The organism is Kitasatospora sp. NPDC050463 (assembly GCF_040655255.1).
GTDB lineage: Bacteria > Actinomycetota > Actinomycetes > Streptomycetales > Streptomycetaceae > Kitasatospora.
Window position 1 is genome coordinate 1 of the sequence record NZ_JBFAJO010000105.1, and the last position, 20351, is coordinate 20351.

At 70.6% G+C, this 20351-nt stretch carries 17 protein-coding genes and 1 pseudogene; 12 read left to right on the forward strand and 6 right to left on the reverse strand.

Going from position 1 to position 20351, the window contains the following annotated elements:
* The 3 genes and pseudogenes from AB0J08_RS37400 to AB0J08_RS37410 all read right to left on the reverse strand — a co-directional run.
* Nucleotides 1–250 (reverse strand): DUF4277 domain-containing protein (locus tag AB0J08_RS37400; RefSeq protein ID WP_360643218.1); only part of this gene is annotated, 250 nt, incomplete at its 3' end.
* Between the two features lie 311 nt (nucleotides 251–561).
* Nucleotides 562–882: pseudogene (locus AB0J08_RS37405) on the reverse strand (hypothetical protein); the annotation flags it as partial.
* A gap of 144 nt (nucleotides 883–1026) precedes the next feature.
* Nucleotides 1027–1443 (reverse strand): hypothetical protein, encoded by a 417-nt coding sequence (locus AB0J08_RS37410; RefSeq protein WP_360643219.1) that lies wholly within the window; start codon nucleotides 1441–1443, stop codon nucleotides 1027–1029.
* A 500-nt stretch (nucleotides 1444–1943) separates the two neighbouring features.
* Here AB0J08_RS37410 and AB0J08_RS37415 point away from each other — a divergent pair, with 500 nt between their 5' ends.
* The 3 genes from AB0J08_RS37415 (at nucleotide 1944) to AB0J08_RS37425 (ending at nucleotide 3370) form a co-directional block, all read left to right on the forward strand.
* Entirely contained in the window at nucleotides 1944–2231 is a 288-nt protein-coding gene (locus AB0J08_RS37415; RefSeq protein WP_360643222.1) for a hypothetical protein, read from the forward strand.
* A 1-nt stretch (nucleotide 2232) separates the two neighbouring features.
* Entirely contained in the window at nucleotides 2233–2721 is a 489-nt protein-coding gene (locus AB0J08_RS37420; protein WP_360643225.1) for a protein-tyrosine phosphatase family protein, read from the forward strand.
* A gap of 61 nt (nucleotides 2722–2782) precedes the next feature.
* Nucleotides 2783–3370: an SMI1/KNR4 family protein gene (locus AB0J08_RS37425; protein WP_360643228.1), complete on the forward strand. Its 588-nt coding sequence runs from the start codon at nucleotides 2783–2785 to the stop codon at nucleotides 3368–3370.
* A gap of 325 nt (nucleotides 3371–3695) precedes the next feature.
* Here the strand turns inward: AB0J08_RS37425 and AB0J08_RS37430 are convergent, their stop codons facing one another.
* Nucleotides 3696–4604: a LysR family transcriptional regulator gene (locus AB0J08_RS37430; protein WP_360643231.1), complete on the reverse strand. Its 909-nt coding sequence runs from the start codon at nucleotides 4602–4604 to the stop codon at nucleotides 3696–3698.
* A gap of 138 nt (nucleotides 4605–4742) precedes the next feature.
* Between AB0J08_RS37430 and AB0J08_RS37435 the strand changes: the two genes are divergently transcribed.
* Genes AB0J08_RS37435 through AB0J08_RS37445 form a run of 3 tightly spaced genes read left to right on the forward strand, consistent with a single transcriptional unit; the run spans nucleotide 4743 to nucleotide 6542 of the window.
* On the forward strand, nucleotides 4743–5561 hold the full coding sequence (locus tag AB0J08_RS37435) for a 3'(2'),5'-bisphosphate nucleotidase CysQ (RefSeq protein ID WP_360643234.1): 819 nt from the start codon (nucleotides 4743–4745) through the stop codon (nucleotides 5559–5561).
* A 42-nt stretch (nucleotides 5562–5603) separates the two neighbouring features.
* Entirely contained in the window at nucleotides 5604–6200 is a 597-nt protein-coding gene (locus AB0J08_RS37440) for an NAD(P)-binding domain-containing protein (protein WP_360643237.1), read from the forward strand.
* Between the two features lie 24 nt (nucleotides 6201–6224).
* The gene (locus AB0J08_RS37445) at nucleotides 6225–6542 is read left to right on the forward strand and encodes a hypothetical protein (protein ID WP_360643240.1); all 318 of its coding nucleotides are present in this window, start codon (nucleotides 6225–6227) and stop codon (nucleotides 6540–6542) included.
* 496 nt (nucleotides 6543–7038) lie between these two features.
* Here AB0J08_RS37445 and AB0J08_RS37450 read toward each other — a convergent pair whose 3' ends face one another.
* The gene (locus AB0J08_RS37450; protein WP_360643243.1) at nucleotides 7039–7653 is read right to left on the reverse strand and encodes a hypothetical protein; all 615 of its coding nucleotides are present in this window, start codon (nucleotides 7651–7653) and stop codon (nucleotides 7039–7041) included.
* 517 nt (nucleotides 7654–8170) lie between these two features.
* Nucleotides 8171–10111: an autotransporter gene (locus tag AB0J08_RS37455; RefSeq protein ID WP_360643246.1), complete on the reverse strand. Its 1941-nt coding sequence runs from the start codon at nucleotides 10109–10111 to the stop codon at nucleotides 8171–8173.
* A gap of 824 nt (nucleotides 10112–10935) precedes the next feature.
* Between AB0J08_RS37455 and AB0J08_RS37460 the strand changes: the two genes are divergently transcribed.
* The 6 genes from AB0J08_RS37460 to AB0J08_RS37485 all read left to right on the forward strand — a co-directional run bounded on the left by AB0J08_RS37460 (nucleotide 10936) and on the right by AB0J08_RS37485 (nucleotide 20256).
* Entirely contained in the window at nucleotides 10936–12228 is a 1293-nt protein-coding gene (locus AB0J08_RS37460; protein ID WP_360643249.1) for a cation:dicarboxylase symporter family transporter, read from the forward strand.
* Nucleotides 12229–12606: 378 nt separating this feature from the next.
* Entirely contained in the window at nucleotides 12607–13989 is a 1383-nt protein-coding gene (locus AB0J08_RS37465; protein ID WP_360643252.1) for an endonuclease, read from the forward strand.
* A 217-nt stretch (nucleotides 13990–14206) separates the two neighbouring features.
* Nucleotides 14207–16156 carry a phosphatase PAP2 family protein gene (locus tag AB0J08_RS37470; protein WP_360643255.1) on the forward strand — a complete coding sequence of 650 codons (1950 nt, stop codon included), beginning with the start codon at nucleotides 14207–14209 and terminating at the stop codon, nucleotides 16154–16156.
* A 565-nt stretch (nucleotides 16157–16721) separates the two neighbouring features.
* Nucleotides 16722–17246 carry a PadR family transcriptional regulator gene (locus AB0J08_RS37475; protein ID WP_360643257.1) on the forward strand — a complete coding sequence of 175 codons (525 nt, stop codon included), beginning with the start codon at nucleotides 16722–16724 and terminating at the stop codon, nucleotides 17244–17246.
* Nucleotides 17243–17929, forward strand: coding sequence for an ABC transporter ATP-binding protein (locus AB0J08_RS37480; RefSeq protein ID WP_360643260.1), 687 nt, complete (start codon nucleotides 17243–17245; stop codon nucleotides 17927–17929). The genes AB0J08_RS37475 and AB0J08_RS37480 overlap by 4 nt, the downstream gene beginning before the upstream one ends.
* Before the next feature lie 44 nt (nucleotides 17930–17973).
* The gene (locus AB0J08_RS37485; protein ID WP_360643269.1) at nucleotides 17974–20256 is read left to right on the forward strand and encodes an ABC transporter permease; all 2283 of its coding nucleotides are present in this window, start codon (nucleotides 17974–17976) and stop codon (nucleotides 20254–20256) included.
* Nucleotides 20257–20351 lie beyond the last annotated feature (95 nt).

Here is a 20351-nt window from a genome sequence, read left to right on the forward strand (position 1 = left end):
GGTCGTCGTTGAGCAGGTCCGGTGTGATGCCGAAGACCTCCTCCACCGCCCAGGTCCGGGCCCAGTCCCCGACCCGCACCAGCGGTGCGGGCGAGGTCAGCCGGTTGGCCACCAGCGCCTCGATGGCCTGTCCGTGCGTCAGATGGGCGCTTGCGCCGCCCGGGCACACCTCATCGACGATCCCGGCCACATCCAGCCGGCGCAGAAACTCGGCAGCGACAGGCAGAGCGCCCAGACGCTTCTCCACCACGGACGTCACCACGCACTCAAGACGCTGACGCTGGGACCGTGGCCGCGGGGGCCGGGAAGTCATCGACACATCCGGACCAACGCCATACGACCGGTCCGGGACACTCCCGGACCGGTCACACCATACGAATCAACGACCCGCGAAGTACGGGTCTAGAAGGCCGGCTGGGCGCAGTTCACCGCCGTCGACGCGAACCAGGTGGCGTTCCGGTCGGGGGACGCCCACGCCCGGTCGGCGAACGTGCCTGCTGCGGGCCGGCCGGGCGGTCTTCCCGGGCCAGGTCTTCCGGGTTTGGGTGCGCTGGCTCGTCCTCAAGGTCGCGCCGACCAGCTCCAGCGACTGCTGCGCCCCGCTCCGGAGTCGTCCGTCATCCGCTCGCGTACGCCGCGCAACGTTCGGGGCCGGTATCCAGGGCCGCCGCAGCAGCTCTTGTGGAAGCCCACGCCGGCGTTCAGCAGCACTGTGAGAGTGCGCCAGGCAGCAATGTCTCGTCGCCGGGGCGCAGCGAATGCCGAACCTGCGTGGATCATGGGCTCCGAACAGCGCGGACAGATCCGTTGCCTTGTCCTGTCGTGGGGCTGTTTGTAGGAGGCTCGGCAGGAGAGGCAGACATAAGACGTTCTCCCGTGGGCCGTTCGCTCAGCCTAGAGATCGGTCCGGGCGCTGACCAGCGGTCTTCCTCCCGCCGAAGGGGAGAGGGTGGGGTGAGAAGCTGATCTGCTCAACCGGCGAACCCGAATCCCTCGGTCACAGTGCCTCGACCGCGACCGGGAGACTCAGTTGGCGGATGAGTGCCGGGGGTGACGAGTTGGTTCGTCGCGGGAGAGCAGCCACCGCCAGCGTCGGCGCTCCGTGACCAGGGCCGCGGCGGCCAGTAGCGTCACGGGGCCGGCCGCCCACACGGGCCAGGCCAGCCATGAGGACACGACGGCGGCGGCGAGCTGGAGCAGGACCAGAAGGATCGTGACCCATCCCGGTACTGCGATGATCACCTGCGTTTTGTCACCCGGTGTGGAGAAGCATGTGGGAAGGCCGACCAGGAGCACCACGGACAGAGCGGCAAGCAGCCAGGAGTGGCCGGCCAGCGCCCAGGGTGTCGCCACCCAGGCGAGGAGTTCCACCGCGAAGCGCAGAACGGATGCGGCTCGGTCGTCCGGCCGGGCCGAGAGCGGTCCCCCCGCAGTATTGGTCACCTGCGGACGGTTTCATCACCCGACCTCAACGGTCAAGTGCCTGCGAGCCGTTGCGCGCCGAGCAGGCTTCTTCCCGTGCTCCGAGGCCGCCGGGTCGCCAAGCACTACCTCAACACGGCGATCACCTCGATGCTCTGCCGCAAGGCCGGCGTCCCCACGGCAGACGTCCGCGGCAACATCACCAGCCACCGGACCCGGTCCACCCATCGCCAGCCGGCTCCACAACGCCAAGGAGCCCATGACCCTCTTCGAACTGCAGGAATGGCTCGGCCACCGAACTCCCGAGGCGACCGCCCACTACGCGAAGATCACCCCGAATACCCTGGCCAGGGCCCTGCAACGACGCCGGCTACTTCGCCCGCAACGTCCGCACGATCGAAGTCCTGGTCGACCGCGACGCCGTCACCTCCGGGGCCGCGGCCACCGGTGAACCATGGCGGTACTACGATCCCGGTCACGGGCCGTGCTCCTACTCGTTCTTCGAACAGTGCCGGCACCGGATGGCCTGCGCCCGCTGCGTTTTCTACACCCCCAAGGAATCGACGAAAGCCCAACTCGTCGAAGCCAAGGCCGACTTGCAGCGCATGCTCGTGAGCATTCCGCTCACCGAAGAGGCACACGCCGCCGTCGACGACGGCCAGAGCGCCCTCGATCGCCTGCTCGATCGCCTCTCCGAGGTGGCGACCCCGGCCGGCCCGATCCCGAGCGAGATCCGCGCCGAACCCGGCCGGCCCCTGTCCCTGACCGTCCGATCACCACCTGACTCCACCGACCGAAAGTGCTGCTGACATGCGACCCGCCCTCTTCACCATCGACCTCCCCGGCCCGGGACAACTGAGCACCATGGCCAGACCCCGCGGCAACGACTGGCTCGAAGACGAGATGGCCGCGCTGAAGAACTTCGGCGTCGACGTCCTGGTCTGCGCGCTCACCGGACCCGAACTCGACGAACTCGGCCTCGCAGACGAACCCCGGACCGCCGCCACGGCCGGGCTGCAGTTCATCGCGATACCCATCCCCGACCGCACCGTCCCCGACCTCACCACGATCCTGCCCACCCTGCACAGGCTCGCTGAGCAACTGCACGAAGGCGCACACATCGTCACCCACTGCCGAGCCGGCATCGGACGCTCATCCCTCCTCGCCGCCGCACTCCTCATCCTCAACGGCATCGATCCCGACACCGCCTGGAACCGGATCGAACGAGCTCGTGGGCTTGCTGTCCCAGACACCGCTGAGCAGCGAGAGTGGACGACGGAACTGCTCACACAGGCATGATGTTGACAAATCGGATTCCCCGGAACACTGTGGGTCACAGCGTCCTGCGAGACTATGACCCATGATCGAGCCTCCACGCATCGGCATCAGCCCGGTGATCGCTTCAGTGACTGAGTCCTGGACCTTCATTGACGCTTGGCTGGCGAAGCACGCGCCGACCAGTCTGGCCGAACTCCAGCTGCCCGCATCGCCCGAAGCCATCAGCAGAGCGGAGGAGCGGCTCGGATTCCCGATGCCCGCTGATCTACGGGAGTCGTTGCTCTGTCACAACGGCGACGGTTCGTCCGTCGGGGTCCTCCCGTGCGGCCCCATGTACTCCACCGAGAGGATCGTCGAGATCCGCGACAGGCGGATGAGTATCTGGGATGCTGACGATCCGGACCAGCAGGATGATCCGTGGTGGGGAACGTTGTGGGTGCCGTTCGCCGGCGGCGACGGCGACGAACACTTCATTCATGCTGGTCCCGGTCCGTGGCACAACCACCTCGGCCGGGCTCCGCACGACGACTCCGCCTACTTCGTCGGCTGGCCAGGCCTCGCCGCGTGGCTCCACGCCATCACCCAGGCGATGGCGCACTACGACGACCGTGACTGGATCGGAACGGCCTACCGGCCGATGCTCCGGAGCGACGGAACGGTCGACTGGTAGACCGGTCGACCACCCAGGGGCTGGTTGAACCACAAGCTCGCCTCGGAGCAGAGGAAGGCCAGGGCGAAGGCCGACCCCCAAGGGCCTGCTGCGCCACGTGGCCGCCATCATGCCGCTGCTGCGCCGCCGGGCCGATCTGGTGGCGCTTCCGCGGCCAGTGCTGGAGCACCCTCTGTAGCCGGTGACGGTGGCTCCGGCGTCGGTGACGGTGGCTCCGGCGCCGGTGACGGTGGACGCGGGCTGGGTGGTTCTGGTGACCCGGCCCCGGTCGTCGTGGCAGGTGGTCCTGGTGAGGTGAGGCCGCCGGGGTCCTGGACGGCACCGATCACGACGACGCTTTGCCCATCGTCAGTGCGGTTCGCGCCTGCCCGCGTAGCCAGGCGTGGGCGGGGTCGGTGTCGTAGCGCTGATGCCATGACAGGTAGACGGGTGCCGACGGTAGTTCGAGCGGCAGGGGGAGTACGGCCAGGCCGAGGTCGGTGACCGCGCGGCGGGTGGTGGCTTCGGGGACGCTGACCAGGAGATCGGAGTCGCGCGCGAACTCCAGCGCGGCGGCCTCGGTGGGCGCGGTCGCCACCACCTGGCGGGTGAGGCCGAGCCGGGCGAGGGCGTCATCGAGGGCGTTGCCGAAGTTCCCGCGCCGGGAGACGGTGATGTGCTCGGCGGCGGCGAACCGCTCCGCGGTGATAGTCCGGTCGCGGGTGAGGGGATGCCCCTGTCGCAGGGCGACGACGAGGTGGGTCTCGCCCACCTTCTCGGCACGGATGTCCGGTGTGCCCGGGCGGTTGGCGTTCGCCTCCAGGTCGACCTCGCCGCGCTGCAACCCGGGGGTGTCGGTGCTCGATTCCGCGACGAAACGCAGCCGCACTCCCGGTGCCTGGGCGCGCACGGCCGCGAGCAGCGCGGGGCCGCTCGCGGCGACCAGGGAATCGTGCCAGCGGAGCGTGAAGGTGCGCTCCAACGTCGCCAGATCGAGTTCACGGCTCGGTGCCAGCACCCCTTGGACCTGCTGCAGGAGCTCGTGCACCTGCGCCCGTACGGCGATCGCGTACGGCGTGGGTGTCATCGTCCGGCCCGTGCGCACCAGGATCTGATCCCCGGTCGTGCGCCGGATCCGGCCGAGGCTGCGGCTCATCGCGGGGGCGGTGACATGAAGGCGCGCGGCCGCGCCGGCCACGCTGCCCTCCTCCAGTAGTGCGTCGAGCGCGGCGAGCAGATTCAAATCCAATTGCATGTGAGTAACTCTAGGCGTTCCTGACATGCATTTGAAGTTAATCATTGGGCTCTATACCTTCGAGACCAGAGGCGCTGAACAGAGCGCACAGTTCAGCCCGAACGGCCTCATCACCCCCTCATCAAAAGGGAGTTCACCATGTCCGAAATGCTTCAGACCACTGACCTCGCCGCCTCCGACGCCGACCTGCTCGGCCAGACCGCGATCGCCGTGCGCAAGGCCGGCTCCGCGCTGCGCGAGCGCTTCGGCGACGTGGTCCGCTACCGGACCCGCGACGAGCTGATGCGCGCGCTCGCCGTCAACGACGACACGGCCCTGGAGATCCTGCGGCCCCGCCTCACGCAGCTGCGCCCGCAAGCCCGGTGGGTGGAGGACGAGCTCGACGGCGGGGCGCTGCCGTCCGGGGAATGGTGGGTGGTGGATCCGGCCGAAGGCAATGTCAACCACCTGCACGGCCTGCCGGAGTGGGCGGTCACCGCCACCCTTGTGCGCGACAACCGCCCGGTACTGACCGTGGTCCACGTTCCGCTGACCGGCGAGACCTACACCGCGCTCACCGGGGCGGGCGCCCACCTCGACGGCCGGCCGCTGCACGTCTCCCCGACCACGGATCTCGGCCTGAGCATCGTGGCCACCAGCCAGGCCCGGCCGGACGAGGACGAGACGGTGGTGCGGCGCGTCGGCTCCTCGATCACCGCGATGCTTCTCGACGCGCTCGTCGTTCGCACCGCCGTGCCCGCGACCCTGCACCTGGCGAACGTGGCCGCCGGCCGGATCGACGCCTTCTGGCAGTTCGCCGGCGCCCGCGCGGACCTGCTGCCCGGAGCGCTGCTCGTCACCGAGGCCGGTGGACGCGTCTCCGACGCCGAGGGCCGCCCCTGGACCCCGCAGAGCGAGAGCTTCCTGGCCACCGCCCCCGGCATCCACGCCGAAGCCGTGACCACGCTCTCGCGCTGACCGCACGCCACGACCCCACCCTTACGGAAGGAACTCCTCACCATGACCACGATCGCAGTACTCGGAAACGGCCGCGTCGGCGGCAACCTGGCCGCCGCCCTCGCCCGGGCGGGACACGAGGTGACGGTGGCGGACCGCTCGCCCGGCGCCGCCGCCGGCGCGGCCCGGACCGCCGAGGTCGTCATCAACGCCACCCCCGGCGCCGGCTCGCTGGAGCGGCTCGTCGCCCTGCGCGAGGAACTGCGGGGCAAGATCCTCGTCGACGTCTCCAACGCCACCACCGACGGACCGGACGGACTGCCCGCCGACCTGCTCCACCCCGGCTCCAGCCTCGCCGAGCAGATCCAGGAAGCGCTCCCGGACACGCGCGTCGTCAAAACCCTCAACACGATGCTCTTCCCGGTGATGACCGCACCGGCCATGCTCACCCAGGCGCCCGACGCCTTCCTCTCCGGCGAGGACCCGCAGGCCAAGCAGACCGTCCGCGACCTGCTCACCGACCTCGGCTGGCGCACCGAGTGGATCACCGACCTCGGCGGGATCAAGACCGCCCGCGCCACGGAGGCCGCGATACTGTTCGTGCCGCACGTGATCCGGTCCGCCGGATTCGCGCCCTTCGCGATCTCGATCGCCCGCTGATCCACCGAGCCGGCGGCCGAGCTGGTGTCCTTCGGCGCGGACCTGGTCGAAGACCCCGGCGCGGGCGAGCTCGCCGACATCGCGCAGGCGCTGGCGGGGGAGTACCGGGCCAGGACGCGCGGACGCGCCGTCCGCCGGGCCGGCGACCTCCCCGACCAGGCCGCCACCGACCTCTTCGGCTGCACCAGCACGCTCGTCCCGGTCAAGCTCACCGAACCGGTCCCCACCGGCCAGAACATCACCACCGCAGACCGTTCTCGCCCACGTGCCTTCGATCACGTCGGAACAGGTCGCGGCAGCCATCGCCGCAGGCGACCGCTTCCTCGCGGCCTCGTCGCCTGAGCCTGAGCCCGACGACTACCACCGGCTGATGGTGCGTGAGGTGGGGGTGGACCCGACCTCGGAACTCCTCGCCGGCTTGCGCCGCGAGGTCCCGCCGGCCACGCTCCTGGAGACCTATCCGGAGGTCGTGGGCACCCTGCGAGCTCAGCCGCCGGGGCGTGCGGATGGCGGTGGTGTCGGATGCCTGGCCCAATCTGCCCGACCTTCACGCGGGACTGGGGATCGGGCGGTTCTTCGAGGCGTATGCGATCTCCGCGATGCTCGGCTGCAACAAGCCGGACCCGCGCATGTACCGCCCTCGAGTTGATCGCTGTCTCCGCAGCGTCCAACCGTGCGAGATGCTCCCCGTCAGGCCGGGCTCCTCCCGGGAGATGGCCGCTCTTGCCAGTGGCTGTGCGCCGAGCGGGAGCAGGAGTGCCTCCTCGGTGCCCAGGACCCGGTCGTCGCCAGCAGCACCGCACACACCGGGCTCGGCGGGCCCGCGTTCGGGGTGCGGCTACTGGATTTGTTCCGTCAGGGCCGCGAGGTCGACGACCTGGTCGGCGGCCGGAGCGGTCACCCGAACGGGCACGTCGTAGTCGCTGAAGTCGACCTGGAAGTCGTAGGCCTGCGACTCCACGCGCACGGGACGTGGCGGACCCTCGGCGGCGATGTAGCCAAGGAACGGCGGGTTGTCCGGGCCCGTGACGAGGAAGCTCACGGTCCTCGTCCCGCCCACCGACAGCCCCCCGCCGGAGATTGCTTGCTCGGCCGGGTCCGCGGTGCCGACGACGGGGACCGTCATCAGGTCGCAGAACCCGCCGACATCGTCGAGTTTCCGCCCCGGGGGCAGGCGGACCCAGCGCCCACCGAACTTGGCCGCGGTCGCGGCGCCCCACTCGAGGGCGAACGCCTGTGGGTCCATCCTGACGAAGGTCTCCTCCCGGACCTGAAGGACCCGGCTCGGGCCCTGTCCCTCCTGGGTGGAGGTAACCGTGCAACTGCCCGCGCGGTCGGCCGACACGGCGAAGGTGGCGCGATGTCCGTCCTTCAGAGCGAAGCCCGTCATCGTCACCGAGGCGGCCTTGCGGAACTCGGCTTGGGTCGTCTCCAGGAGGATCGCTCCGGTCATGGACTGCAGTCGCTCGTGGGGGCTCGCCGTAGCCGTGGGGGCCGCGCCGTCGGCCCGCGCCCCCGTCCTGCCGCCACCGGCCCGCACGCTCGCAGCGGCGACGACAAGGGTCAGGGCTAGGCCGGCCGCCACGGCTGCACGCCTGGTACGCGGGATCGAGATCACTCCGAGACGCCGTTCTGCTGATCATGTGTCCGAACAGATGGGAACGATGCCGGTCAGGGCTCCGGCGCGTCAACAAGAGTTTCACGACCGTGATCTCGTGCGGCCCCGTCTGTCACTGGTCGGGGCTGACTGTGGCGGTTCGGCCGGCCCGGCCCGAGAGGTCGGGGGGGGGGAGTCACCCCAGTCCCAGCGGCACGGTCCCCAGCTTCCGGTGCGCGTAGCAGCATCCGGTCGGTTGAGCCGCGCGTGCGGGTGAACCGACCGGCACCGGGGGCCGTGGCAGGCGGGCCTCACAACGGAGGACCGTCGTGGACGCGACCGCCCCGGGCGAAACGCGTTTGGCGGGCCGGTGTCAGCGGCCGTGCCGACGGCGGCGGCCGATGGGCCTACGCCTGCGCCGGATCCTGAGGGCAAGGAGGACGACACCGGCCGTGGCCGCCAGGGCCGCGCCGACCGCAGCCGGCGTCTCCCAGAGCGCACCGCCCGCCGGCGCCGCGGCCGTGGCGGCGGTGGGTGCCGCCGAGGCCGACTCGCTGGCTCGGCCGGCAGGCTCGGCCGCGGAGCTCGCCGACGGCGAGGCTGTTTCGGTGGCCGCCGGCACGGCCGTCAGCTCGATGCGACCCGCCGTACGGGCGATCGAGAAGGACGTTCCCCCCACGCTGAGCGTGTCGCCGGAGAGCGCGGCGTCCTGGGAGCCCACGGTGAAGCTCTTGGCTGCGCCTGGAAGAATGATCTTCGCGCCCGTGACGACCTCCACCTTGCGCAGCGTCGTCGACGTCGCCGCGCCGAGATCGAGGACCGCGGACGCATCGGTGAGGGCGACCCCGCTGGACGAGGATAGCGACGCGCCGGCCACCGCGAGCGTTCCCTTGGCCACGGTGGTGGCGCCGGTGTAGGAGGCGGCGGTCAGAGTCGTCGTCGCGGTGCCGTTCTGCGTGACCGATCCCGAGCCGGACACCGCCGGCAGGGTTATGGGCGTCCGGACGTTCTGAATGATCAGCGACCCGTCGTCGCTGATCGCGGCGAGAGTGCCCTTCGTGTAGAGACTGCCGTCCGCTCCTGCCGTCCCGGATCCGAGGCGCAGCGTGGCATTCCGCAGGATGGTGGTGGAACCGTCGTAGAACTGCGCCGCCGCGAAGGTCACGTCGTTCCCGGACGTGCCGGCGATGACGATGTCGCCCGCCCCGGGAGTGGCGAGGGTGTCGTGGTACATCCCCCCGCCGATGGGCAGGCCGAGGGTGACCGGGCCGTTGTAGTTGAAGGTCAGCCGTGAGCGCTGCGACTTGGCGTGCAGGTTGATGTACGCCGTCTCGGCCGTGCCCGGCATGAAGATCTGGTGGGTGGTGCCGTCTCCCCACTGCACGTCGGCACCCTCGATGTTGGTGCCGCGCTTGTTCAACCGGTGTGCGACCGTCACCCAGTTGAGGTTGCCGTTGCTGAGCGTCGGCGAGGCCGTGTCGGTGTTGTCGCTGTAGCTGTAGGTGCCCGTCAGGACCACCTTGCTGCCGGGCCGGGAGTGGACGTTGACGTCGTTGCCGTATTCACGGCTGTAGAAGTTCTGGCGCTGGACGACCGTCTGGTTCAGCGGGGTGTCGATGATCCATGAGCCGCGGTTGAGGACGGCCTTGGCGTTCGGCAGGTCGGCCGCGCAGGTGGTGCTGGCGTAGTTGGCGCCGGTGCCGATGTCGAGTACCCCGGAGAAGGGGTTGCTTCCGCACAGTTGCAGCGTCCCCCACAGGTTGCGGGGCTGGACGATCGTTCCGGAGCCGCTGATGGTGCCCAGATTGAACAGCCGGGTGAGCGACAGGTTCAGTGTGCCGTCCACCCGGATGTTGTCCTGGTTCTGCTGGTAGCCGGGCGAGTTGTAGGGGAAGGCGCCGATCAGGCCGGTGGCTCCGCCGCTGCCGTACTGCAGGGTGGCGCCGGCGTCGACGATGATCGCCGGCCGGTCCGGGTTGCTGAGGACCACATAGGGGTGGTTCCCGCCGGGAATGCTGACGGACTGGCCCTGCTGGGAGCCGGGCAGCGTGAAGGTGCTGTCCTTGGTGAGGATCAAGGTGCCCGTACCGGAGACCCGCAAGGACCCCTGCCCGCTGATCACCCCCGAGTAGGTGTGCGTCCCGGGCGGAACGTTCACGACGGCGTTCCCGCCGAGGATCACGTCGCTGTTGGCGAGGATCGACGAGGTGATGTCACCGTCGGCCGCGACGGCGCCGGTCGGCGCCAGGGCGACGGGCACGGTCGTCGCCGCCACGATCGCGGACGCCAGCAGTGCATGCCATGAGCTTTTCATCGGGGGGTGCTTCCTGGGTGCGGGCAGAGAAGAAGGCGGCGCCGGCGCTCTCCTCGGAGGCGCCGGCACCCGGTCGGGTCAGCTGGTCACGCGGCAGGTGGCGTCGTCGTTTCGCCTTGGGAGATTGTTAACGCTAACAACGCAGGGGGCAAGAAGCCGGGTGGCTGTTCCCCAATGTTGATCCGCCGCGCTCGCACGGGGTCTCGTCCTGCTGGCCCCACCACTACAAGTACTGACCATGACGCAGGGGGGCTGCGTCCCGCTGCTCCGCCGTTCGACGTGGTCAACGGAGAACAGTGGCGGGGACGACCTCGGCATCGTCAGCTAGCGCGAGGGTGTGCTCCAGCCCGGCGAGGTCCTGTACGGACAGATCGTGCTGAGCTCCGGGGGCTCGGCAGCCGGCAGATCCGCCGAGCCCGGTGCGTCCCGGGTACCGAGCTGCGCGCGGCCGGCTGCCGCGCGTCGACCTCCGTCGGCTGTGCGCCGGGCGGCAGGTAGAAGTGGCGGGTCGGCCCGGACCGGGGGCGGTGATCCGCACCTCGCTGCCGCCATCGGTGTTCCTCTCCGTCGGGTGGCGCGGCCTCTCCAGCGGCAGGACCGGGACCGCAGGGTCGTCCGTGTTCGGTTACGCACATCGGCCGATGCCGAACCTGGTTGCAACGACGGTGAAGCAGGTGGGAAACACGCAAGCGGCAAGCTGATTTCAGAATCAAGTTTCCGCAATGCGGAATTAATGGAAGGTGGATCGCGTGGCCGACTCCGCGTACGACCCCCCTGCGGTCAGTGGCAGGGCGGCCGCCCTGCTGCGCTCGCCGTTCCTGCACGTGCTCCTCGCGCTGGTCCTCGGAGCGGCTGTGGGCGAGCTGTGGCCCGCGTCCGCGAGCACCTTCCAGCAGGTCGCGAACGGTTTCCTGAAGCTGATCAAGATGCTGATCGCGCCGCTGGTCTTCTGTGTCGTGGTGCTGGGCATCGCGAAGGCGGGCGATCTGAAGTCCGTCGGACGGATCGGCGTCAAGGCGCTGATCTGGTTCGAGGTGGTCAGCTCGGCCGCTCTGCTGTTCGGCCTGATCGTCGGCAACGTGGTGCAACCGGGTGCGGGCTTCGCTGACGGGCATCCGGTTCTCGATGCCGGCGCGGTGGACGCCAAGACGGCGGGCAAGCACCTTCCCGGCGTCGTGGGGTTCCTGCTCGATCTGATCCCGACCAGCGCCGCCGATGCGTTCGTCGAGAACAAGGTGCTGCAGGTGCTCCTGCTGGCGGTCCTGTGCGGAACGGCGATCCTGCACGTGGGGCAGGAGCGAGCGCCCATGGTGCTCGGTCTCATGGACCAGACCGCCGAGGTGCTGTTCAAGGTCGTCGGCTATGTCATGAAGCTGGCCCCGATCGCCGCATTCGGCTCCGCCGCCTATCTCATCGGCCAGTACGGCCTGCACGCCCTCTCCTCGTACGCGAAGCTGATCGCCGCCTGCTACGGGGCCGCACTGTTGTTCATTCTGGTGCTGGCCGCTCTGCTGAAACTCCTCACGGGGCTCAGTCTGTGGCGGTTCCTCCTCTTCACCCGGGAGGAGTTCACTCTGGCCGTCGCCACCGCGTCGAGCGAGTCGGTGATGCCGAGGATCATGCAGAAGCTGCGCGGTGCCGGATGCCCGGAGTCGACCACCGGGCTCGTGATTCCCACTGGTTACTCGTTCAACCTGGACGGGGCATCGATCTACCTGGCCATCGCGCTGCCCTTCATGGCCCAGGCCGTGGGGGTCCACCTGAGCATCGGGCAGCAGATCACCGCCGTGCTGGTGCTGATGCTCACTTCCAAGGGCATGGCGGGCATTCCCGGTTCGGCCTTCCTGGCACTGTCCGCCACGGTGACGGCCCTGCACGTCGTCCCCGTCGGGGCTGTCGCCCTGCTGCTCGCGGCGGACCGGCTGATGGACACGATGCGCGTGGTCACCAACCTGCTCGGCAACTGCGTGGCCACCTTCGTCGTGGCCCGCTGGGAGGGCGTCCTCGATGCCGAGGCTGCCCGTGCGGCGCTACTCGGCCACGGGCGGGTCACGCCACCGCAGGCACCGGTCCCCGGCTCGGCCCCGGCCCCCGACCTGCTCGAAGTTCGTACGTAACTCGCGGAATTCGCCCGCAGGTGCGGTGACTCGCGCTCCAGGGTGACCGCACGGCCCGGTTCTCGAAGGCTTCGACGCTGACGAGGACCGGGCCGTACTGTTCGTCGGGAGCGTCGCGGAACCGCTCGGGACGACGCAGGGCCGCCCGTCCGGCTGGTTGCTGACGGGTGGCCAGGCCCGTCAGAACCGTTCTGTCGGCCCGGGCGGAGAACGGCCTGTGAACGTTAACATACTGGCCGTCGACGGCCCGGTGATTTCCCGTAGACGCGCAGCTCAGAGGCCAGTTGAGCAGGTCGCGACATTGTTGACGCGAACACGCCGCCGCACATACGCTCCGGGCGCCGGATCCCCGCGGCCGTCCTCCGATCGGAGCACCCGATGCCCAAGCCACGCCGCCCCCGTTCACTCCTCCGCACCGTCCTCACCGTCCTCACCGGCGCGCTCACCGCGACCGCCGCCGTCGGTGTCCTCAACGCGCCCACCGCGCAGGCGTCGCAGTCCGCGCAGGTGACCGCCGGCGGGTCGCTGTCCGTTCTCACGTACAACGTCGCCGGGCTGCCGCAGGTGCTCTCCAGCGCCTCCACCGACCGGCAGAGCAGCACCACCGCGATCGGCCAGCGCCTCGTCCCGTACGACCTCGTGAACGTGCAGGAGGACTTCAACTACCACGCCGCGCTCTATGCGGCCGACGCCCACCCGTACCGCACGCCGACCAGCGGCGGGGCCGGAATCGGCAGCGGACTCAACACGCTCTCCCGTCTCGCGTACGACACCGACGACTTCGAGCGGGTGAAGTGGAACGACTGCCAACTCGACTCGGGCGACTGCCTGACGCCCAAGGGCTTCACGTTCCTGCGGGTCCGGCTGGCCGAGGGCGTGTACGTGGATCTCTACAACCTCCATGCCAACGCCGGCACTTCGGCCGGTGACGAGGCCGCCCGCGCCGCCAACCTCGCCCAGCTCACCGCCTTCGTCCGGACGCATTCGGCCGGCAACGCCGTCGTCGTGATGGGGGACACCAACACCCGCTACACCCGTGCCGACGACACCATCGCCCAGTTCGCGTCCGACAACCGACTGACCGACGCCTGGGTGCAGTTGGAGCGCGGCGGGGTGGCCCCGACGCGCGGCGCCGACCCGCTGCTGTGTGACGAGGACGCGATCACCGACACCTGTGAGGTCGTCGACAAGGTGCTCTACCGCGGCAGCGCGCTCCTCTCGCTCACCGCGACCTCGTACGCCGACAAGCACGCCGACTTCCTCGACGGCTCCGGCCGGATGCTCTCCGACCACGACCCGATCGCCGTCGCACTCGCCTGGAGCCAGAACCCGGCATACCAGGCGAGCGAACAGTTCGGCGGCCCGCACGGCGACTTCTTCACCGACATCGACCGCGTCCCGGCCGGGGCGCGGGCCGTGACGGTCAGCCTCCGGGCGGGTGCCCGCGTCGACCAGGTGGGGCTGACCCTCGGCGGTGGCGCCGCGCTCAGCCACGGCGGGTCCGGCGGCACCGCCTCCTCGCTCACCCTGGGCGGCGACGAGTACCTGGCCTCCGCCACCCTGTGCCAGGGTGCGTACAACGGCCACACCCGGATCTTCTCCGCGAAGTTCACCACCAGCCTCGGACGCACGCTGGCGGGCGGTACCACCACCTCCGACTGCGTCACCCGCACCGCCCCGGCGGGCTGGCAGATCGCCGGATTCACCGGCCGCGCGGGTGACGGGGTCGACAAGCTCGGGTTCATCCTCACCCGGCGCTGAGCGATCCGCCCACGTTTCGCGCCACCCGCTCACCGGCCCGGGCCGCCACCCGGGCCGGTGGCCTGCATCCCCGCACAGCCAGACTGTTAACGCTCACATTCATGGCCGTTCACGCCCGTCACCCAGCTCGTTCCACCCGGCGTCGCCCGCGTACCGAAGACTTCCAGCACCCCCGAACACCACCCGGCCCCCGGCCCGACGTCGCAGAGAGACGAGCATGAACCCCCAGAACGCCATGGACCGCCGCCGCTTCCTCCGCAGCTCCGCCGGTGCGTCAGCCGCCGTCCTCGCCGCACCCACCGCCCTCGGCCTGCTGGCCGGCCCGCAGCAGGCCGCGGCGGCCCCGGCCGGTAGCCCCGGCAGCCCGGCGGCGCTCGCCTTCGTCGACGACTACACGACGAACACCATGGCGAACCTGACGCCGGAGGGCAACGCGGCCGTCCGCATCCTGACCGGGATGAACCGCGTCTGGAAGACCGGGACGAGTTGGAACACCGGCACCCCGCTGATGGCCGACGTCCTGCGCGCCAACATGCGCTACTGCGCCGCCATCACCGCCCGGCGTACCGGCGCGCAGGCCCGCGAGGCCTTCATCTACGACCGCCAGCACCAGAGTTACGCCGTCATCGCCGGCCTCGGCCCGCTCGCCGACGCGTACCGCACCGGCGCCAGGGCGGTCACCTCGATCACCACGGCGCCCGACTCCACTCCGCCCGCCAAGGTGGACGACGCCGTACCGCAGGGCGCGCCCGCGGGCTCCGCGCTCGGGGCCGGCGCCGTCGACTCCGACCTCGGGCAGGTGGTCCTGCTGGTCAACGCCGTGCGCGGACCGTACGCCTCCGGCAACCCCGCCAAGTACTCCTACCAGTACCCGCGCCCGTGGCGGATGACCGAGAACAGCGAGGTCGTCGACACCGGCCGGACCGACGCCTTCGGCTTCCCGGTCTACGCCAGCGACGTGGTCGTCGCCCCGCAGCTGCTGCGCCAGCGCAACACCTCCCCGGTCGACGACGGCGGCTTCGTCAGCGGGCACACCAACGCCTTCCACCTCGCCGCGCTCGCCCTCGCGTACGCGGTGCCCGAGCGCTTCCAGGAACTGGTCGCCCGGGCCTTCGACCTCAGCCACACCCGCATCGTCTCCGGCATGCACTCCCCGCTGGACGTCGTCGGCGGCCGCACCCTGGCCACCGCGCTCGCCGCGGCCGCCCTCGCCGACCCGCGCAACGCCGCCCTGAAGGCCGCCGCCCGCGCCCAGGCCGCCGCCTACCTCCAGGCGCGGACCGGTACCACCGCCGACACCCTGTACGCCTTCGCCCACTCCGCCGGGCCGGACGGCGACCCGTACGCCGACCGCGAGGCCAACGCCCGGCAGGTCACCCCGCGGCTGACCTACGTCCTGCACCGTCAGGGCCGCGAGCTGCCGATGGCCGTACCCAAGGGTGCCGAAGTGCTGCTCGAGACCCGCCTGCCCTACCTCGACGCCGCCCAGCGCCGCGAGGTGCTGCGCACCACCGCGCTGCCCTCCGGGTACGTCCTGCTGGACGGCCCCGAGATGTGGGGACGGCTGAACCTGTTCGCCGCGGCGGACGGCTACGGCGCGTTCGAGCAGGCCGTCACCGTCACCATGAACGCCGGCGACGGCGGCTTCGCCGCGGCCGACGCCTGGCGCAACGACATCGACGGCTGCGGCGGCCTGACCAAGCGTGGGACCGGGGCGCTGACCCTGACCGGCACCAACCGCTACACCGGCGGCACGTCCGTCGAGGCGGGAGTGCTCACCGCCGGCTCGCGCGACGCGCTCGGGCGCGGCGAGGTCCAGGTACGCGGGGGCACTCTGCGGCTGGACGCCGACCGGGGCGCGGTGCGGGTGCGGGGCGACCACCTGCAGGCCGCCGGAACCCGTCTCGATGTCACCCTCCACCACCGGCACGCCGCCGCCGTCGAGGTCGCCGGACGGGTGACGCTCGGCGCGGGCGCCAAGCTCACCGTTCGGCCGGCCGACACCCGCGAACTCGCCGACGACGTCGTGCTGCCCGTGATCGCGTGCCGTTCCCTGCGTGGCGAGTTCGCCGAGGTGGCGGTCGTCACCGACGAGCCCGGGGCCCAGTACCGCGCGGTCGCGGTCCACCGGCAGGACGGCCTCGCCGTCCGGCTGACCCGCTGCTGAGCATTCCTTCGCAGCACAGCGGCCGTGACCGCGGCGGCCGGGTGGTGGCCGCCGGCGGAGTCCGGACGGAAACGGGCGGCGAAGATCGGCGGCTGGGCCCGGCCCGGCCTGCTCGACAGCTCCCACGGCGAGCGGCACCCGGTCGGGAGGCGGGTGTGAGGGTCCTCGCAGGCGCGGGGCGCGCTCCACCGCCCGCTGCGTGAACTCCTCGACGACCTCCTCCAGTGGGAGGCGGTGAGCCGCCAGCTGCCGGAGCTGTCCAGCGGGTTGGGCCTCCGTTCCCCGATTGCCCGGCGCCGACGGGCGCCCGGACGTCTGGACGCCCCGCCGCCCCGGCGGGCCGGGGGGTGCCGCTCCTTCTGTTCGGGTGGTTCCCCCACGGGGTCGTGGCCGGGTCGCGGCCGGTGATGGCGCAGAGTGATGGGCGGGGCTGAATCGCCATGTCGTGCGAGAGACCTGCGTAAACCTGTGGCATGGCCCGCTGACCAGTGAGGATGGTGCCGGTCCGGGCACTGCGCACTCCCTGTATGCATGATGTGTATACAGGGAGTGTATAGTCCTAGGCATGTCCATTGGTCACACTCTGCTAGGGCTCTTGGAGTCCGGTCCCCGTCATGGTTATGGTCTCAAGCAGGCCTTCGATGAGCGGTTCGGCCATGACCGGCCGCTGCACTACGGGCAGGTCTACTCGACGATGTCCCGGTTGTTGAAGAACGGCCTTGTCGAGGTCGATGGCGTCGAGGCGGGCGAGGGTCCGGAACGCAAGCGGTACGCGATCACGGACGCGGGGGTCACCGATGTCACGCAGTGGCTCACGACTCCGGAGAAGCCCGAGGCGTATCTCCAGTCGACGCTCTACACCAAGGTCGTCCTCGCCTTGATGTCCGGGCGCAGCGCCGCCGAACTGCTGGACATCCAGCGGGCGGAGCACCTGCGTCTGATGCGAGTCCTCACCGACCGCAAGCTCCGTGGTGACCTCGCGGACAAACTCGTGTGCGACCACGCCCTGTTCCATCTCGAAGCCGACCTGCGCTGGCTGGAACTGACCGCCGTGCGCCTTGATGGCCTCGCCGAGGAGGTGCGCCGATGATGGCCGCCGGTGCGCTGCTCACTGCCGAAATTCTGCGTAAGTCCTATGGGCCGACTTCCGCGCTCGACGGCGCCGCGTTCTCGATACGTGCCGGTGAGATCGTCGCGATCATGGGCCCTTCCGGTTCCGGGAAGTCGACACTGCTGCACTGCCTCGCGGGGATCGTCACTCCCGACAGCGGGACCATCACCTATGCGGGGCGTGACCTGACCGCGATGAGTGACGCCGAGCGTTCCGCGCTGCGGCGCAGTGACTTCGGGTTCGTCTTCCAGTTCGGTCAGCTCGTGCCCGAGCTGACCTGTGTCGAGAACGTCGCGCTGCCGCTGCGGCTGAATGGCGTCAAGCGCAAGGACGCCGAGCGCAGCGCGCGGGTCTGGCTGGAGCGGCTGGAGGTCGGCGACCTCGGTCACAAGCGGCCCGGTGAGGTGTCCGGTGGCCAGGGGCAGCGTGTCGCGGTCGCGCGTTCTCTGGTCACGGGCCCCAAGGTCCTCTTCGCCGACGAACCCACGGGTGCGCTGGACTCCCTCAACGGTGAGCTTGTCATGCGGCTGTTGACCGATGCGGCCCGTTCCACCGATGCCGCGGTGGTCCTCGTCACGCACGAGACACGGGTCGCCGCCTACTCCGACCGGGAGATCGTCGTACGCGACGGGAAGTCGCGTGACATGGAGTCCGCCCTGTGAGCGTCCGCACCAACAGAGGTACCGGCTGGGCGCAGGACCTCGCGATGGGCGCCAAGTTCGCGGTGACCGGCGGCCGGGAGGGGTGGATACGGACGCTGCTGACCGCCCTCGGTGTCGGACTCGCAGTGGCGCTGCTGCTGTTCACCACCGCCGTCCCGGCCGCGAAGGAGGCCCTGAGCGAGCGTGAGAGCAACCGCAGCACCTACCTCTCCACCGACAAGGCAGCCGAGGACACCCTCCTCGTCGCCGACACCCACAGCACGTACAAGGGCGAGAACGTCTTCGGCCGGATGGTGCGTGCCGAGGGCTCCAGGCCCGTGCTGCCGCCGGGTCTGGCCCGGCTGCCCGGCCCCGGCGAGATGGTGGTCTCCCCAGCGCTGGCGGCGCTGCTCGACAGCCCGGAGGGCAAGCGGCTGCTGGAACCCCGACTCCCCTACAAGCGGGTCGCCACCATCGCGGAGCCGGGCCTGCGCGGCCCGGCCGAGCTGGCGTACTACGCGGGCAGCGACGTCATGAAGGCCGGCGACGGCTTCGTCGTGCGGATCGCCGGTTTCGGAAACCCCGAGCCGCAGGAACCCTGGGACCCGGTCCTGCTGCTGCTGATACTGATCACCTGCGTGGTCCTGCTGCTGCCGGTGGCCGTCTTCATCGCCGCTGCCGTCCGCTTCGGCGGCGAGCGCCGCGACCGGCGCCTCGCCGCGCTGCGCCTGGTCGGCGCCGACGCGGCCACGGTCCGCAGGATCGCGGCGGGGGAGGCGCTCAGCGGTGCCGTGTTCGGCGTGCTCGTCGGCGCCGTACTCTTCGCCGTGGGCCGGGAGTTCGTGGCCGCGTTCCCGATCAGCGAAACCCGGATGTATCCGGTCGACATCGCCGTCAGCCCGGCGCTGGCTCTGCTCGTCGTCTTCGCCGTGCCGGTCGCCTCGGTGGCGGTGACCCTGTTCGCGATGCGCGGGGTCGTGATCGAACCCCTCGGCGTGGTCCGTACGTCGAAACCGCCCCGGCGCCGGTTGTGGTGGCGGTTGGCGATGCCGCTGGCCGGGCTGGCCCTGCTCTACCCGATGATGGGGCAGAGCAAGAGGGAGCAGTTCAACCAGTGGCAGGTCAGCGGCGGTGTCGTCCTGCTGCTGGTAGGGGTCACCGCGCTGCTGCCCTGGCTGGTCGAGGTCGCGGTGAACCGGCTCGGCGCCGGCTCGGTCTCCTGGCAGCTCGCGGTCCGGCGGCTCCAGCTGGCCAGTGGTGTCGCGGTGCGCCCGGTCAACGGCATCGCCGTCGCCGTGGCGGGGGCGATCGCCCTGCACGCCCTGTTCACCGGCATCGAGAGCTCCTACGCCACGGACACGGGCATTGACACGGACCGGGCGCAGCTCCAGGTGCTGACGCCGTCGCAGGTGGAGCCCTCGCGTATGCCCGGCATCACCGCGCAGATCGCCTCCACCGAGGGCGTGAGGAAGGCGATCTCCCTCGGCAGTGCGGGAGTCGGCGAGAAGGCCCGTAACCCGGAGAGCTACCGATCCGTCACGGTCGGGGACTGTGCCTCGCTGCGCGAGGTCGCGGTGCTGGACACGTGCGCCGAAGGCGAGGCGTTCCTGTTGCCCGACGCCGAGCAGCCGCAAGAGGTGTCGAAGCCGGGCCGGGAGGTCGTCATCGATCCGTCCTCCGATGCCGGAGTGCGCGGCGCGGAGATCGTGTGGACCGTGCCGATGGACATCAAGACCGTCGCATCCCGCCCGGACCCCACCGGCTTCACCCGTGCGGGCCTCATCGCCACCCCGGGCGCACTGCCGGCAGAGGTGCTGGACATCCTGCGCTACAGCACCTTCGTCACCATCGACCCCTCGGTGGCGGACGCGGAGGAGCACGTGCGGAACACGGTGGCGCGGGCTCATCCGCTGATGATGCCGATGTCCCTCAAGGCGGTGCAGGTCAACGGCCGGTTCGCGGCCGTGAAGAAGGGCCTCCTGATCGGCTCCGCCGCGGTCCTGCTGCTGATCGGCGCCAGCCTCTTCGTCGCCCAGGTGGAGCAGCTGCGTGAACGTAGGAAGCTCCTCGCCGCCCTGGTCGCCTTCGGCACCCGCCGCCGCACCCTGAGCCTCTCGGTCCTGTGGCAGACCGCCGTCCCGATCGTCCTGGGTCTCGTCCTGGCCTGCGGCGCCGGTCTGGCACTCGGCGCCGTGCTGCTCCAGATGGTGAGCCGGCCGGTGCACTTCGACTGGACGTCCGTGGCGGTGATGACCGGCGTCGGCGGCGCGGTGGTCCTCCTGGTGACCGCCCTCAGTCTCCCGCCGCTGTGGCGCATGACGCGCCCGGAGGGGATCCGCACGGAGTAGGCGGGGCGTCCCCTGTGGGGGGGGGGGCGGCGGGGGGGGGCGGGCCGGGGGCCCCCCGCGCGGGCGCCCCCCCCCCCCCCCCCCCCGGGGGCGGG

Coding starts and splice junctions, on each gene's coding strand:
- AB0J08_RS37415 (WP_360643222.1), top strand. CDS start 1,944: ATGGCCTGCGCCCGCTGCGTTTTCTACACCCCCAAGGAATCGACGAAA.
- AB0J08_RS37420 (WP_360643225.1), top strand. CDS start 2,233: ATGCGACCCGCCCTCTTCACCATCGACCTCCCCGGCCCGGGACAACTG.
- AB0J08_RS37425 (WP_360643228.1), top strand. CDS start 2,783: ATGATCGAGCCTCCACGCATCGGCATCAGCCCGGTGATCGCTTCAGTG.
- AB0J08_RS37430 (WP_360643231.1), bottom strand. CDS start 4,604: ATGCAATTGGATTTGAATCTGCTCGCCGCGCTCGACGCACTACTGGAG.
- AB0J08_RS37435 (WP_360643234.1), top strand. CDS start 4,743: ATGTCCGAAATGCTTCAGACCACTGACCTCGCCGCCTCCGACGCCGAC.
- AB0J08_RS37440 (WP_360643237.1), top strand. CDS start 5,604: ATGACCACGATCGCAGTACTCGGAAACGGCCGCGTCGGCGGCAACCTG.
- AB0J08_RS37450 (WP_360643243.1), bottom strand. CDS start 7,653: ATGACCGGAGCGATCCTCCTGGAGACGACCCAAGCCGAGTTCCGCAAG.
- AB0J08_RS37455 (WP_360643246.1), bottom strand. CDS start 10,111: ATGAAAAGCTCATGGCATGCACTGCTGGCGTCCGCGATCGTGGCGGCG.
- AB0J08_RS37465 (WP_360643252.1), top strand. CDS start 12,607: ATGCCCAAGCCACGCCGCCCCCGTTCACTCCTCCGCACCGTCCTCACC.
- AB0J08_RS37470 (WP_360643255.1), top strand. CDS start 14,207: ATGAACCCCCAGAACGCCATGGACCGCCGCCGCTTCCTCCGCAGCTCC.
- AB0J08_RS37475 (WP_360643257.1), top strand. CDS start 16,722: ATGTCCATTGGTCACACTCTGCTAGGGCTCTTGGAGTCCGGTCCCCGT.
- AB0J08_RS37480 (WP_360643260.1), top strand. CDS start 17,243: ATGATGGCCGCCGGTGCGCTGCTCACTGCCGAAATTCTGCGTAAGTCC.
- AB0J08_RS37485 (WP_360643269.1), top strand. CDS start 17,974: ATGGGCGCCAAGTTCGCGGTGACCGGCGGCCGGGAGGGGTGGATACGG.